Here is a 13,836-nt window from a genome sequence, read left to right on the forward strand (position 1 = left end):
GCCTGCATGTCGACGGAAAGCAAGGTGTTCATCATGAAAGATCTGGAAGAACTGACATCCATCGAGGCGATCGAACGATTTATTGAAGATCACACCTTCAGTTTTGTATATGTATCCCGGGAAGATTGCAGCGTATGCCATGCGATATTACCCAAACTTAGACAACTGTTAACGCAGTTCCCGCGTATCTCGTTGGGCCGTATCCAGGCCGAAGCGGTAGGGGAAATCGCTTCGAGATTTTTGATATTCACCGCACCAGCGCTCCTCCTATTCGTAGAGGGCAAAGAGCTTGTGAGGGAAGATCGATTCGTACAGTTCGGGGAGTTAGAGCGAAAATTAAATCAAATCATGAATTTCGTTAACTAGGCCTCTTTTTCATGCAATGAATGCATTAGGCGATATTCCAAAGTCTTCTGACTTACCGGAATTTCGCCTTTTTGCGTTTGTTTTGTGATGCTGCTTCACGCAATCCCTACGGATGAAAGTTCGAATAATTGTCGGAAACCGGGACTTATTTGCACACGAATGTTACTAAAGTATTAAAAATCGACATGGAATAGCCGATCTATTAATAGTACAAAAGATGTGAGGTTTATGGAACCATGTAGAGCAAATGCATCGTTGTTCCCCGTTTCGCATAACAAGACGTTTTCGAGAAACACCCCTTTACCAGAATCATAACGGAGGAAGAAATGCGCTTCTTTACATCTGAATAATTTTGAAAACGGTCATGTATTAACGAAAAATTCCTGAAATTTTCATTGTATCCAGGAAAGTAGGTGATGCGAAAAGTGAGTTAAAAGGGATCCCTGTTATATATGAAAATACATATGAGTTATCAAAGGAGAGACACCGAGTGAGTAAGACAAAAACGTTCTCTAAAGGTATGCGTTTCAAAAATCTTAGCATTGTTACAAGAAACATGATATGGACAAGTCTCTATATCATGATCACGGGCGCCATCGTCATTGGTGCAAGCTTTTATATCCAGGACAACGTGCTGACCAAGCAGCTGCAATCCGATTCGGGGAAAATCATGGATACTTTGGTCAAGTCCGTATCCGTTCAAGATGCTGAAGCGGTTAAAGGCTCCACCGACCGGAATTCGGACATCCAGAAGAAGCTAACCGGCACGTTTGATGAGCTGTCCGTTACGTATCCTAACATCGCGCAAGGATATATTTTTGGACCTGAGCTGGAGGACGGGAACAAGACCTCGATTATCGCTATGCCTACGGCGGTGCTCGACATGTTTGCCGAAGAGAATTTGAATCTGGGCGACCTATATGAACAGCCGAATATTCATGCCGACGCGGTCCGTGAAATGATGAAAACGAAAAAAATCGTTTATACCAAAGCGTATACAGACAATTACGGGACGTGGATCACCGTGCTGCATCCCTTCCAGAATTCGAACGGAGAAATTTTCGCTTACATGGGCATCGACGTGGATGCCAGCTTGATCGCCTCCGGGAAGCAGGAACTGCTCTCCAACACGCTTTTTGCGCTGTTGATCACCCTGCTGATCGTATTGGCCCTGCAGTACTTCACGATTAGACGCACATTCGCCCCGATTCAGGCTTTAATGGGAGCGCTGGACAAGCTGAGCAAAGGCGATTTCACGGTTCAGTTAAAAGCAGGCGACGATGAACTCGGGCAGGTCAATGCCAAGTTCAATACGACGGTGAATCATATCAATGAGCTTGTTACCACGATCAAATCGGTGTCGGAGCAATCCGCTGAGCAGTCCAAGTTCCTCTTCTCGGCCGTGGAAATCAACAATAACAATTCTTCGGCGATTACCAAGAACATGGAGGAAATGTCCGATCGGGTCGCTGTCCAGAGCACTTCCATTACGGAAAGCGTGGTGTCGCTTGAGGAGATCTCATCCGGCGTATCGACGATTGCCGGCAATACATCGGATTTATCCGAAATATCCATCCAGATGAAGGCGCAGTCGGAACGAGGGAACCACAATGTGGAACAGGTGATCGAGCAGATGAATTCGATTGATCATTCGGTCAAAAATTCGGTGCATATCATCGAAAAGCTGCAGAACCGCTCCCATGAGATCGGACAGATCGTACAGGTTATTACCGAGATCGCTTCTCAGACGAATTTGTTATCGCTCAATGCAGGAATCGAGGCGGCCAGAGCGGGCGAAGAGGGCCGAGGTTTTGCCGTCGTTGCCAGCGAAGTGAAGAAGCTCTCGGAGGAATCGAGAAAATCGGCAGACCAAATCATTGAATTGGTTCGTTACATCCAGGAGGAGACGGCATCCGCGGTAGAAGCCATCAGCGAAGGCGAACACAACGTCGCCAAGGGAATGGAAGTTGTCAAAGAAACCGGCGAGCTGTTCAAAGGCATGCTGGTGGCCACGGATACGGTAACCAGCCAAATTCAAGAGGTGTCTGCAGCAACCCAGCAGATGGTGGCCGAGACCGAACAGATCACCGCTGCGATTAAACAACTGGCTGAGCTCGCAGAGAAGAACTCGACCGTGTCGGGCGAGATCCGGATCAGCGCCCAGGAGCAGCAGGCTTCCTTCGCCAAAATCTTCGAGTCTGCCGAGCAGATCAATCAGGTGTCCGCCGAACTGGAGGCTCTCGTAAACAGACTGCGAGTGTAATGACGCCGGAATAGAAAAAGCATAGAAAAAGATGGAGCTGAAACCTTTGAATACTACGTTGATGATCGAACAAGGCAAAGAATATTGGTTGAATGAACTGCAGCTACCTTTACCGGGATTCTATCTGTACACCGATGGTCCAGCGCATCTTCAGCATCAAGATTTCGATCGCATGGCGATTCCCCTTCGTATCGAAACCGGTAAAATCCAGCGGTTCCGCGACGCGTATAACATCAAGTCATGGATGCTGACAAGCTATGCGGTGTTTCTGTACCGCATGACGCACGATTCGGATTTGCTGATCGGCGTGAACAATGAGAAGGGCAATTTGCTTCCGCTAAGAGTGAGCATAAGCGAAAATGATTCATTTGCTCGTTTGTATGAGCAAATTTCGGCCAAGATGGAGCAGATTGAAGCAAGCATCCTTTCCCTTTCTGACATCGAAGGTTTTATCGGTCAGCCGCTCCATCTGCGGACGATTTACGGCCGGAACGGCAACGGCTATGCCTACGGTGAAAGCGGGCTGAACTGGGTGGTTCAGGAGGAGGAAAGGGATCAATGGACACTTTATGTTTCCTATGCCCAGCCATTGTTCGAAGAAGAAACGATTGAAAAATTCAGCAGGCATTTCGAGCTGCTTGCGGCAGCCGCTCTTGAACATCAGGAGATGCCGGTTAGCCGTCTGCCTATGCTGACGGAAGAGGACCGGAATGCCTATGCAATCCTCAACGACACGAAGATGGAGCTTCCGGAAGATCCGACGCTCGTGGCAATGTTCGCTGCGGTTGTGGAGAAATATCCGAAGCGAATTGCATTATCTTCCGGCCAGGAGCAGATCACGTACGAACAGCTTGACAGGCAGTCGAACCAAATTTCCCATATGCTCATAGCCAAGGGGCTGCGCAAAGGCCAGTTCGTCTCGATATTTATGAAGAGAAGCCTCGATACGATTATCAGCATGCTCGGCGTCCTCAAAGCCGGGGGAGCCTATATCCCCTTGGATCCTTCCCATCCGGATGAACGAAATGCCTATATTATCGAGGATACGGCATCAAACATCATTCTGACGCATCCGGATTTCACGGCGAAACTGAATGGACTATTGGCCCAAGTCCAAACCAAACCGGAATATTTCTGTCTCGATGACCATGTCTATTCCTATCCGGCAGAAGCTTGCGGCGTGGGCGTGACGGGCGATGATCTGGCCTACATCATTTATACGTCCGGTTCTACAGGCAAACCGAAGGGCGCATTGATCGCCCATCAAGGCGTCGTGAATCTGGCACTCGCCAATCGGGAGAATTTGCAGATGAGCGAACAGGATATTATTCTTCAATATTCCACATTCAGCTTTGATGCTTCCGTTTACGATATATTCGGCTCACTGGCTTGCGGCTCGCGTCTGCATCTCCTATCGGATGAGCAGCGCTTCTCCATAGATGCCTTTACGGAAGCGGTGGCAGACACCAACGCAACGCGCGTCGCGATATTGCCTACGGTGTTCTTCAATCAATTGGCAGCGTATTTGCCGATGGAGGACACACACAAATACCGTAACATCAAGACGATCGTGGTCGGCGGGGAAGCTTTGGCGGGAGAAACCGTTCGCATGTTCCGGAAGAAGCTTCCGATTCCAATCGTGAACCTTTACGGCCCTACCGAAACGACCGTCGTGGCAACAGGGCATGTCGTGGATTATCCGATTTCGGAGGATCTGGCCACCGTGTATATCGGTACGCCTTTTGCCAACTATGAATTGTATATCGTAAACGAACATGATGAATTATGTCCGACTTGCGTAACGGGGGAATTGCTCATCTGCTCGGTAGGCGTCGCCAAGGGATATTTGAATCAGCCCGAGAAGACCAAGGAAGCCTTCATTCCGGATCCGATAACGCCCGAATCAGGCAAACAGTACTACCGTTCGGGCGACTTGGTGCGGCTGCTGCCGAACGGGCAGGTGGAATACCGGGGAAGAAAAGATTCACAGGTGAAAATCAGAGGCTTCCGGATTGAGATCGGGGAGATCGAGGACAATCTGGCAAAGCATGAATGCGTGAAGGACATCGCAGTCATTCCGAGAACGGATGAGGACGGAAGCAAAATGCTGGCGGCATTTTACACTTCACATGATGGACAGGCCGTCCCCGCCAAGGAATTGGTACAATTCTTAAGCCGGAAAGTGCCGAGTTACATGGTACCTAAATACATCGGTTTCGTGGAAGAAATGCCGTTGTCCCCGACGGGTAAAATAGACCGCAAGAAGCTGGCTATATACGACCTGTCGATGGAGGCGGAAGAGGATAACTCCCCATACGAAGCCCCGGTTAACGATACCCAGCGGGATATCGCCGCAGCCTGGGAAAAAGCGTTGGGACAAACCAAAATCGGCATCCACGACGATTTCTTCGATATCGGCGGCTATTCGCTGAAAATCCTGGAGATTCTGGTCCTCCTTAAGCCTCGATATCCGCAGTTGAAGATCAATGATTTCTTTGTCTTTCCAACCATAGCGAAACTAGCGGAGAGAGTTGCGGAATTAGGCAGCCAGGATATCTTGGTCGATCCATTGGAGGAACGGGATCTGCCGATTCAGGATTTGGCGGAGTATCCGATTTCTTTTCCTGTCAATCATGCTTCGGAACAAGTGTATACCCAGCAGCATATTCTGCTAACCGGCGCAACGGGGTATTTGGGATCTCATTTGCTGCACGAACTGCTGTATCAATCCACCGCAACCGTATATTGCCTGGTTCGGCCGTCAAAGCTGATGGAGCCGTATATCCGCCTGGAGCAGGTCATGACGGGATATTTTGGCGAAGACATAAAGTCTCGAATGGACAAGCGGGTGATCGCGATTCAGGGCGACTTGGAGCAGGAGTCTCTGGGGCTTGGGGCAGAAGACCTGGCCCTGATTGAAGGGCGCATCGATTCCATCATTCATTGCGGAGCTGAGGTGAAGCATTTCGGGGATGCCGACTATTTTGCCCGAGTTAATGTTGAGAGCACGGACAGACTACTTGCTTTGGCCCAAAAGAAACCTAATACCCGCTTCCATTTTATATCTACGCTTGGCATTCCGGAGGACCTGGCGCTGGGCGGCCAATGGGAGGCGATCGTTGCCGGAACGGGCTACGAGGAGTCGTCCATCGAGAATGTCTATACGAACAGCAAGCTGGAAGCCGAGAAGCTGGTCATCAAAGCCGGTAAGGAACGAGGCATTCCGGCAGCGGTATACCGGGTCGGCAATTTGTCCTGTCACTCCGAGAACGGAATATTTCAGAAGAACATAGATAACAACGCGTTTTATCGCATGCTGAAAGCGATGGTGCTGTTGAAGAAAGCGCCTAGCGTGAAGTGGCAAGTGGATATTACGCCGATTAACTATGCGGGGGAAGCGATTACTGCGCTGCTGCTTCAGCAAGAGACCGTCGGCCGAGTATTCCATATCTGCAATCCGGTTGCCATTCCTTACGAGGACATGGTGGAGCATTTTAAAGATTATGGATATGACATTGCCTTGATGGACTGGAAGGAATACGAGGCCTGGTTATTGGATCCGCAGCAGCCGAAGAACAAGGAAGGCCTGGAGCTGGCCATGGCACAGTTTGAAGGCGACGGGGCGAAGAATTCCGTTTACCGGTATACTTGTCCGCAAACTTCGGAATTCCTCCGTAACACGGGCGTGAAATGCGCTGTGCCGGACAAGCCGTTTTTTGAAAAGATGATGGATTATGCCGCTGGCATTGGATATTTCGTGAAGCCTGAGTAACGATATTCAGGTTAGCAAGCAAGAAACCGCGAATGCTTTCGCGGTTTCTTTGTAATTTTTTGTGCGTATGGTACGGCAAGGCGGCAAAGATGTTTTTAGGGCTCGATTATGGTACGATCATACTGATTTAAGTCCATAATCACCAAATGAGGTGGCCCATGAATAACGAACAATGGAAGCAGGCAGAAACCGCGCTGGCTTGCATGGAAGTGATCAAGAATGGCACCAACGACCCGGTAACGATTGAAGGCGAATCGGATGACCTGCGCTGTGTCGGAATCGGCACGGATGCTGCGGTATTCGTCTATGAACCTATGCCGGCATATGCTTATAAATTGTATGCTGTGGAGGCGCTGCCCAAGAAGGAAGCGGAGATCAAGGTCTATCAAGAGCTGATGGGCAGTCCTTATTTTCCTGTATTTTATGGGACAGGCGAGCGTTATGTAGCGATCAGCCATGAATCCGGATTAACCTTGTACGATTGCTTGCTCTATGGTGTGCCCGTTCCTAGGCAGGTCATAGAGGATGTCGAAGCAGCACGCTCCTTCGTGCGTAGCAAGGGCTTGAACCCGCGGGACATTCATTTGAAGAATGTACTGCTGCAGGACGGCAGAGGGAAAGTGCTCGATGTATCCGAGTATGTTCAGGATGGCAACGACAAGCGATGGGAGCATCTCATGTGGGCTTACGACAATGTATATCCGCTGCTTGAGGGCAAGAAGCTGCCGCTCTGGGTATTGGAAGCCGTGAAGAACGGATATTACCGTCTTGATCCATCCAGCGTGAACATGCAGGAATTCGCGGATCGGATCGGCAGATTGTTTTTCAGAAAATAGCAGTTGGATTCATACGAAGATGGCAGGAATGTTATCGTTATTATTTTTGAGAAAAAGGCTGCGAATCAATCCCCCTTAAGCATATGCTCTTGCTTCAGGGGGATTTTTATTTAGAACATACTCCAGTCCATCTCCCGGGACAAGGTTTGCAGGAGATGCACGCCGGCATAACTGTTCCCTTTATCATTCAGTGCCGGGCCTACCACGCCGATGCCGTAACGTCCCGGTACTAATGTTAAGATGCCTCCTGAAACGCCGCTTTTGGCCGGCAATCCTACCTGAATGGCAAATTCGCCCGACGCGTTGTACATCCCGCATGTCGTCATGAACGTCTTGGCGATTTGAACATACCTGCGAGGAATGAGCGTTTTGCCGGTTAGCGGATCCAAACCGCTGCAGGCCAGGACCAAGCCCATCCGGGCTAAATCGGCACAATCCACAACAATGGAGCAGTGCCTGAAGTATACCTCCAACACCTCTTCAACATCTCCGCTGAGAACCCCGTTTTCTTTCAAAAAGAACGCTATGGAACGATTTAAATTTCCGGTATCCGATTCCGAGCGGTAAACGCCCATATCATAATCCAAGTTGACGTTCCCGGATAGCTCTTTAAGAAACTGAAGAATTCTACTTGACTTCTCGTACGGGCTGCTTCCGTTAATCAAGGAAGAAACGGTAATCGCGCCTGCATTAATCATCGGATTGAAGGGAATGCCGGGCCGAACCAGCTCCAGCTTCAGCATGGAATTGAAGTTGTCTCCGGTCGGCTCCATGCCAACCTTGCCAAAAACGGTTTCCTCTCCATTGTCCATCAGTGCCAGGATCAGCGTGAATACTTTGGAGATGCTTTGCATCGTAAAACGAAGCCCGCAGTCCCCGGCTGTGACGGATTCTCCCTGAGCGCTTAGAAGGGTAATGCCCAAGGCATCATGTGGAGCTTTGGACAGTTCGGGAATGTAAGAGGCGACTTTACCTCTGTCTGAGCATGGCGAGCTTGCTTTCAGCCACTCCGGCAGCCGCTGCCGGATGGCTTCGAGGTCGGGAGATGTCATCGTTTATACCCCTCCATGGATACATATTGATGAGTCCGAGTCGTTACTGCTGTTTTGTTAAGCTTTATGTAAGGTTCGTATAAAAATCGTGTAAGGTTCGCCTTCTATAATTACATCTGTGCTTAACAAACGACGACTTGAAGGAGAAGCCATATGACAACCATATTACAGGCAAAACATGTAGAAAAAATATTCGGTATCCAAGGAAATTCATATACGGCATTGCAAGATATCAATCTTGAGATTCAGGAAGGCGAGTTTGTCGGCATTATGGGACCCTCCGGGGCCGGCAAATCCACGCTGCTGAATATCTTCTCGACGATCGATACACCGACGTCAGGCGATATTACCATTGCCGGACAACATATCCTGTCGATGAACGAGGAGCAGTTATCCGATTTTCGCCGGAATCAGCTTGGATTCATATTTCAGGACTACAACCTGCTGGATACCCTGACCGTCAAAGAAAATATTGTACTGCCGCTGGCATTGTCCAAGGTGTCTGCCGCGGAGATTGAGAAGCGGGTTAACGAAATCGCCGACACGTTCGGCATTCGCGATATCTTAGGCAAATATCCTTATCACATCTCGGGGGGCCAGAAGCAGCGCACCGCAGCATCGCGCGCCATCGTTGCCCATCCTAGCCTGATCCTGGCGGACGAGCCGACAGGGGCGCTGGATTCCAAGTCGGCGGCCAGCCTGCTGCATAGTTTAAAGAAACTGAATGAGTTTCATCATTCCACCATCCTGATGGTCACTCACGATGCCTATGCGGCAAGCTTCTGCAAACGCGTCATTTTCATAAAAGACGGCCGGCTGTACCAGGAGCTCCATCGAGAAGACCAATTGCGCAAGGTGTTTTTTGATCAAATACTCGAAGTGCTGGCCGCGCTTGGGGGTGAACATGATGACACTGTTTAGCATTGCCAGAAAAAACATCCGCAAAAATCTCGCAAATTACTTTTTGTATTTCGCCTCGATGATTTTTAGTATCGTCATTTACTTCACTTTTGTTTCATTGAAATATGATACGGCGATACAGTCCGCTGCGGAGGGGTCGACCAAAATCAGTTCGGCCTTTAGCGCTGCCGCCGTCGTGCTGATCATCTTCGTGGCTGTTTTCATCTGGTATTCCAACTCGTTCTTTACCCGCAAACGCAAGAAAGAAGTCGGACTGTATTCGCTGCTTGGCGTTAGGAAGAAACAGATCGGGCTGATGTTATTTTATGAAAACTTTCTGATGGGCGTGCTGGCTTTGCTGGCTGGGATAACTCTCGGATCCGTGCTCGCCAGATTTTTTGTTTCCCTGTTAATGAAGGTGATGGGTTACGACGCGATAACGAGCTTTTCGATATCCCCCGAGGCCATCATCAACACCACCATCGTGTTCATGATCATAACGCTTATTACGTCGTTGCAGGGTTACCGATTGATCTACCGGTTCAAATTGATTGAATTGTTTCATGCGGATCAGGAGGGAGAACAGGAACCCAAGGCTTCATGGATTACCGCCATATTGTCGCTGGTGTTCGTTGGCGTCGGTTACTGGCTGGCCCTGCAGAATTTGCTGCAATCCAAGGTATGGGCAGTGATGGGATTCATGCTGACGCCGCTCGTCATCCTCATAACGGTGATTATCGGCACGTATCTGCTGTTCAGCACCCTGACCGTAACCTTGTTGAAATTATCCAGGAATAACAAGAACAGATTTTGGAACGGGATGAACATCATCAGCATCTCCCAGCTTCTATATCGCATCAAAGGCAATGCTCGTACGTTAACCATCATTGCGGTGCTAAGCGCAACGACGCTTACCGCCGTCGGAACGGCTTACAGCTTTTATTACAGCAATGCAGCTAATGCCTCGCTAGCAAACCCGAACAGCATGACGTTTATTAGCGGCGATGACGTGACAACCAAACGAATCGACGAGCTGATCGCCTCCTCATCGGACCATGGGCTGTTGTACCATGCAACCGTGCCTGTCCTTGAAGTGGATGCCGATGTCAGCGGACTTGATGCGGCATTTTCGTATGACATGCAGATCTACAGCGCCATATCCAATCAGGATTTTAACGAGCTGGCGAAGCTGCAGGGCCGCAAGGAAGCCATGGAATTAAAGGGCGATGAGGCTGCTGTGCTGGACCCGGTTTATTACGAAGGCATATCGCCGGCGTATGTGGGCTCGAAGGTGAAGCTTATGCAGAACAACCAGGAGCATGATATCACCTTTAAGGAATTGAAGAAATTCAGTGTGCTGAACATGGGGACGGTGTACTCCACCATCGTCTTAAGCGATGAGTTATTTGCGAAATTGGAGAAGGAGACAAATAAATCTTTTAGCCTGGAAGCATACGGCATATCGAATCAGGACCAAGCAAAGCAGATAACGGAGGAAATTGAGGGCGTCCTGCCGGAAAGCGCGGGATTCGCCAGTTATTATCAGGATTATGCAAGAGGAATGGAATCGTCGGGCCTGTTGATATTTATGGGAGGATTCCTGGGGCTCGTGTTCCTCACGGCGACCGGCAGCATCATATACTTCAAGCAATTAACCGAAGCGAACTCGGATAAGGCAAGGTACCGGATATTAAGTAAAATCGGCGTGAACAAACGCGAGGTCAGAAAAACCATCGCCCACCAGGTTTTGTTTATCTTTGCGCTGCCGCTCATCGCCGGCATTGCCCACTGCTCGGTAGCATTGGTAGCCTTGTCCAGGCTTCTAAACATGAATCTGGTGATACCGGTCGTGATCTGTATGGGCGTATATACTTGCATCTATCTCATCTACTATGTAGTCACCGTGAATGCCTACTATAGAATCGTAACGAAAAACAAATAGGTTTATCAAGAAAAGGAGAGTAACCATGAAAAAAACAATGATCTTCGGCGGCGTTTTAGCCGTCCTCCTAATCGGATTCATCATCTTCATTCAGAACGTAAACATGAACCGTCTCGGTACGGATCAATATTTTGTGCAAGTTCAAGAAGGGACGCGAGTAGAAGATAAGTCTGATAATGGAGAAAAATACGTCTACTATCAATACAATTTGGAGGGCTTTGATAAAGAGGGAGCGGCAAAGACGTTAACCTTTACAGCGCATAAAGAGCTGCGTAAGGAAGCTTACTTGCGTGTCTATGTTAAAAAAACAGGCGTCAGCTCCTATCAAGAGGTACAGGCCAGCGAGCTGCCGGGACCAGCCAAGCTGAAGCTTGATGCTTTAGGGAAATAAGGGATCGTATCTAAGGGGGATAACATGATGAATTCATTGAGAAGTAGAACGGCGAATTTGACCAAAAAAACGATCATCGGCTCGCTCGCATTGACTTTGGCGGCGGGCCCGGTCATCGGACCGGGAAGTGCGGCGGCGAAAGCTGCGCCAGCTTCAACGATTGCGCCAATCGCCGCGGATATTGAAGCGCAAGCACCGATTCATTACGATATTCAGGCTAGGCTGAATGAGAAGGATATGACCATGCAGGGAAGCAGCAGGATCACGTATCGAAACACCAGCCAAGATACGCTGAGTGAGCTGGCGTTCCATACATATGCCAACGCTAACCGCTCGGCATCAACGCAGACGTCCATGTTTAAACGATCAAACGAAGAAATCAGCAAGAACCATCCGGATAAACAACCGGAGGATTTTCTTGGCGGCATTGATATCGAGAATGTGACCTCCAGCGGTCAAGCTCTTGATTTCAGCGATAAAGAACAGGCTTTGACCGTTCAATTGAGGCAGCCCTTGCCGCCTGGCGGATCGATCACGGTATATATGGATTTTTCTTTGAAGATTCCGTATGGCTCACAGCGCTTATCGTATTACCGGGATATTGTGAATGGCGCTCACTGGTTTCCGGTCATGTCGGTCTATGACGAGGATAAGCATCAATGGAATACTACCCCTTACAGTTCAACGTTCGAGACCGATTATTATACTTCTGCGGATTATGAAGTAGATATCAATGTTCCTGATGCTTATCAAGTGGCGATGCCAGGCACGATAACGACACGGAATGACGTGAAACCCGGCCGCAAAGTCGTTTCGGCTGTTGCCAATAATACAAGGGAATTCGTATTCTTTGCCAGTCCCAATTTCAAGGTGGACAGCGTTACGCGTGACGGGTTGACGATCGAATATTTTTATTTTGATAACGAACCGGGAAAGAAACAGATCATTGACCGGTATATTGATCAAGCATTTAAGGCCATTCAATTCTTTGGTGATAAATACGGCCCATATCCATATCCAGATTTTCGCATCGTGGAGTCATATGTAGAGGGCGTGGCTATCGAATATTCGCGTGTCATTCAAATGGGGCAAGTTCAGGGGCAGGCTGATCCGGCGCAGGATACGGTATTCGTTCATGAAATCGCTCATCAATGGTTTCACGCGCTGATCGGGAACGATTCGGAGACGGAGTCTTTCCTCGATGAAGGTTTCGCCGATTTTTCCAAGGTGTATTTTGCCGAGAAGCAGGGGGATAAGCTGAATGGCTTTAGATCCATTCAAGTTGACGATTCCTCGCTGGAACTTGCTATAGCGTCAAACAATGACGAGGTGGGGGATATGGCTAGTCCGGTATATTACGATAAAGGCCGCCAAGCGATCTACCAATTGTATCGTTCCGTGGGCGAAGAGAAGTTTGACCGCATGATGAGGGAATATTTCAAACGCTATGTCTATAAAAATGCTACGATTGAGGGGCTGCTCCAAACGATAGACGACGTGCTCGGAAATGAGGCGCGAAACGAAATGGCCGCCGCACTATATCAACCGGGTTTTGTGCTAAAGCCAGAATACCAGCTGACAGAGGAAGAGAAAACCGCCTATATGCATGACCAGTTTCAATTGCTGTATCAATCGGCCTTAACCCAAATTCCAGATTTGCCCTACGAAACGATGAGCCGTATCATGGATAAGGCTCTTCAGGGAGAGCCGTTATCGATCGTCCTGAGCGATCAAGCAAGCAGGCGAACACGCAAACAGCAAGAAGCCATGGTAAACCAGCTCTCGATGCTTCTGGATATCAGCGGAGTGAAATACGAGGTCATTCGGGATCGCCAGGTATTAAAAAAGAAAATGAAAAAGGAACTGGGGACCAACAACCTGATCGTGATCGGCAACGGTAAAACGAACGGGGTGATCCAAGCCCTGAAATCCGGTATCGTCGATCGGGCCAACAAAATGGGCTTTGCCTGGAAGGATACCATGAATCAACCGAGTGCTTCCGGAGCGTACGTGATCAAGCATCCATTTAATCAAAATCGCTTATTGCTGCACTATTTCTGGAATGGTGATCATATAACAGACGAGGCCATGGAGACGTACATGGCAAAAATGCAGGAATCACTCGGATTCACGAGCGCTTATTATCAGTACTATGTGTTGGACAAGACGGGGAAGGTGTTGTTAGATAAACAAGTGGAGAATCCATTGTCGAAGTTTTTCTCGGCGGAATAAGTGCCGATATCATTACGAGTTCAAGCAGGCTGGCTTAATTGAATAGCAGCTTACCAAGTGGGAAAGATGGTTGTTATAGCAA

9 protein-coding genes are annotated in these 13,836 nt (G+C 48.9%); 8 read left to right on the top strand and 1 reads right to left on the bottom strand.

What is annotated here, in order from left to right; translation table 11 throughout:
* Positions 1-33: 33 nt before the first annotated feature.
* The 4 genes from RB297_RS02435 to RB297_RS02450 all read left to right on the top strand — a co-directional run bounded on the left by RB297_RS02435 (position 34) and on the right by RB297_RS02450 (position 7,237).
* Positions 34-366, top strand: coding sequence for a thioredoxin family protein (locus RB297_RS02435; protein ID WP_375119618.1), 333 nt, complete (start codon positions 34-36; stop codon positions 364-366).
* Between the two features lie 490 nt (positions 367-856).
* A complete protein-coding gene (locus tag RB297_RS02440; RefSeq protein WP_096775540.1) occupies positions 857-2,629 on the top strand; it encodes a methyl-accepting chemotaxis protein in 1,773 nt (590 codons plus the stop codon).
* A gap of 46 nt (positions 2,630-2,675) precedes the next feature.
* Positions 2,676-6,401: a non-ribosomal peptide synthetase family protein gene (locus RB297_RS02445; protein WP_375119619.1), complete on the top strand. Its 3,726-nt coding sequence runs from the start codon at positions 2,676-2,678 to the stop codon at positions 6,399-6,401.
* Between the two features lie 158 nt (positions 6,402-6,559).
* Positions 6,560-7,237, top strand: coding sequence for a serine/threonine protein kinase (locus RB297_RS02450; protein WP_375119620.1), 678 nt, complete (start codon positions 6,560-6,562; stop codon positions 7,235-7,237).
* Between the two features lie 110 nt (positions 7,238-7,347).
* Here the strand turns inward: RB297_RS02450 and glsA are convergent, their stop codons facing one another.
* Positions 7,348-8,289: a glutaminase A gene (gene glsA, locus RB297_RS02455; RefSeq protein WP_375119621.1), complete on the bottom strand. Its 942-nt coding sequence runs from the start codon at positions 8,287-8,289 to the stop codon at positions 7,348-7,350.
* A gap of 153 nt (positions 8,290-8,442) precedes the next feature.
* Between glsA and RB297_RS02460 the strand changes: the two genes are divergently transcribed.
* The 4 genes from RB297_RS02460 to RB297_RS02475 are packed head-to-tail and all read left to right on the top strand — an operon-like array spanning position 8,443 to position 13,754.
* Positions 8,443-9,210 (top strand): ABC transporter ATP-binding protein, encoded by a 768-nt coding sequence (locus RB297_RS02460; protein WP_375119622.1) that lies wholly within the window; start codon positions 8,443-8,445, stop codon positions 9,208-9,210.
* Entirely contained in the window at positions 9,197-11,131 is a 1,935-nt protein-coding gene (locus tag RB297_RS02465) for an FtsX-like permease family protein (RefSeq protein WP_375119784.1), read from the top strand. The genes RB297_RS02460 and RB297_RS02465 overlap by 14 nt, the downstream gene beginning before the upstream one ends.
* 25 nt (positions 11,132-11,156) lie before the next feature.
* Positions 11,157-11,522 carry a YxeA family protein gene (locus tag RB297_RS02470; RefSeq protein WP_375119623.1) on the top strand — a complete coding sequence of 122 codons (366 nt, stop codon included), beginning with the start codon at positions 11,157-11,159 and terminating at the stop codon, positions 11,520-11,522.
* Between the two features lie 24 nt (positions 11,523-11,546).
* Positions 11,547-13,754: a M1 family metallopeptidase gene (locus tag RB297_RS02475; RefSeq protein WP_375119624.1), complete on the top strand. Its 2,208-nt coding sequence runs from the start codon at positions 11,547-11,549 to the stop codon at positions 13,752-13,754.
* Positions 13,755-13,836 lie beyond the last annotated feature (82 nt).

Origin of the sequence: Paenibacillus sp. CR_12 (genome assembly GCF_041953985.1) — a bacterium.
Lineage (GTDB): Bacteria > Bacillota > Bacilli > Paenibacillales > Paenibacillaceae > Paenibacillus_AQ > Paenibacillus_AQ lautus_A.

Coding starts and splice junctions, on each gene's coding strand:
- RB297_RS02435 (WP_375119618.1), top strand. CDS start 34: ATGAAAGATCTGGAAGAACTGACATCCATCGAGGCGATCGAACGATTT.
- RB297_RS02450 (WP_375119620.1), top strand. CDS start 6,560: ATGAATAACGAACAATGGAAGCAGGCAGAAACCGCGCTGGCTTGCATG.
- RB297_RS02460 (WP_375119622.1), top strand. CDS start 8,443: ATGACAACCATATTACAGGCAAAACATGTAGAAAAAATATTCGGTATC.
- glsA (WP_375119621.1), bottom strand. CDS start 8,289: ATGACATCTCCCGACCTCGAAGCCATCCGGCAGCGGCTGCCGGAGTGG.
- RB297_RS02465 (WP_375119784.1), top strand. CDS start 9,197: ATGACACTGTTTAGCATTGCCAGAAAAAACATCCGCAAAAATCTCGCA.
- RB297_RS02470 (WP_375119623.1), top strand. CDS start 11,157: ATGAAAAAAACAATGATCTTCGGCGGCGTTTTAGCCGTCCTCCTAATC.
- RB297_RS02475 (WP_375119624.1), top strand. CDS start 11,547: ATGATGAATTCATTGAGAAGTAGAACGGCGAATTTGACCAAAAAAACG.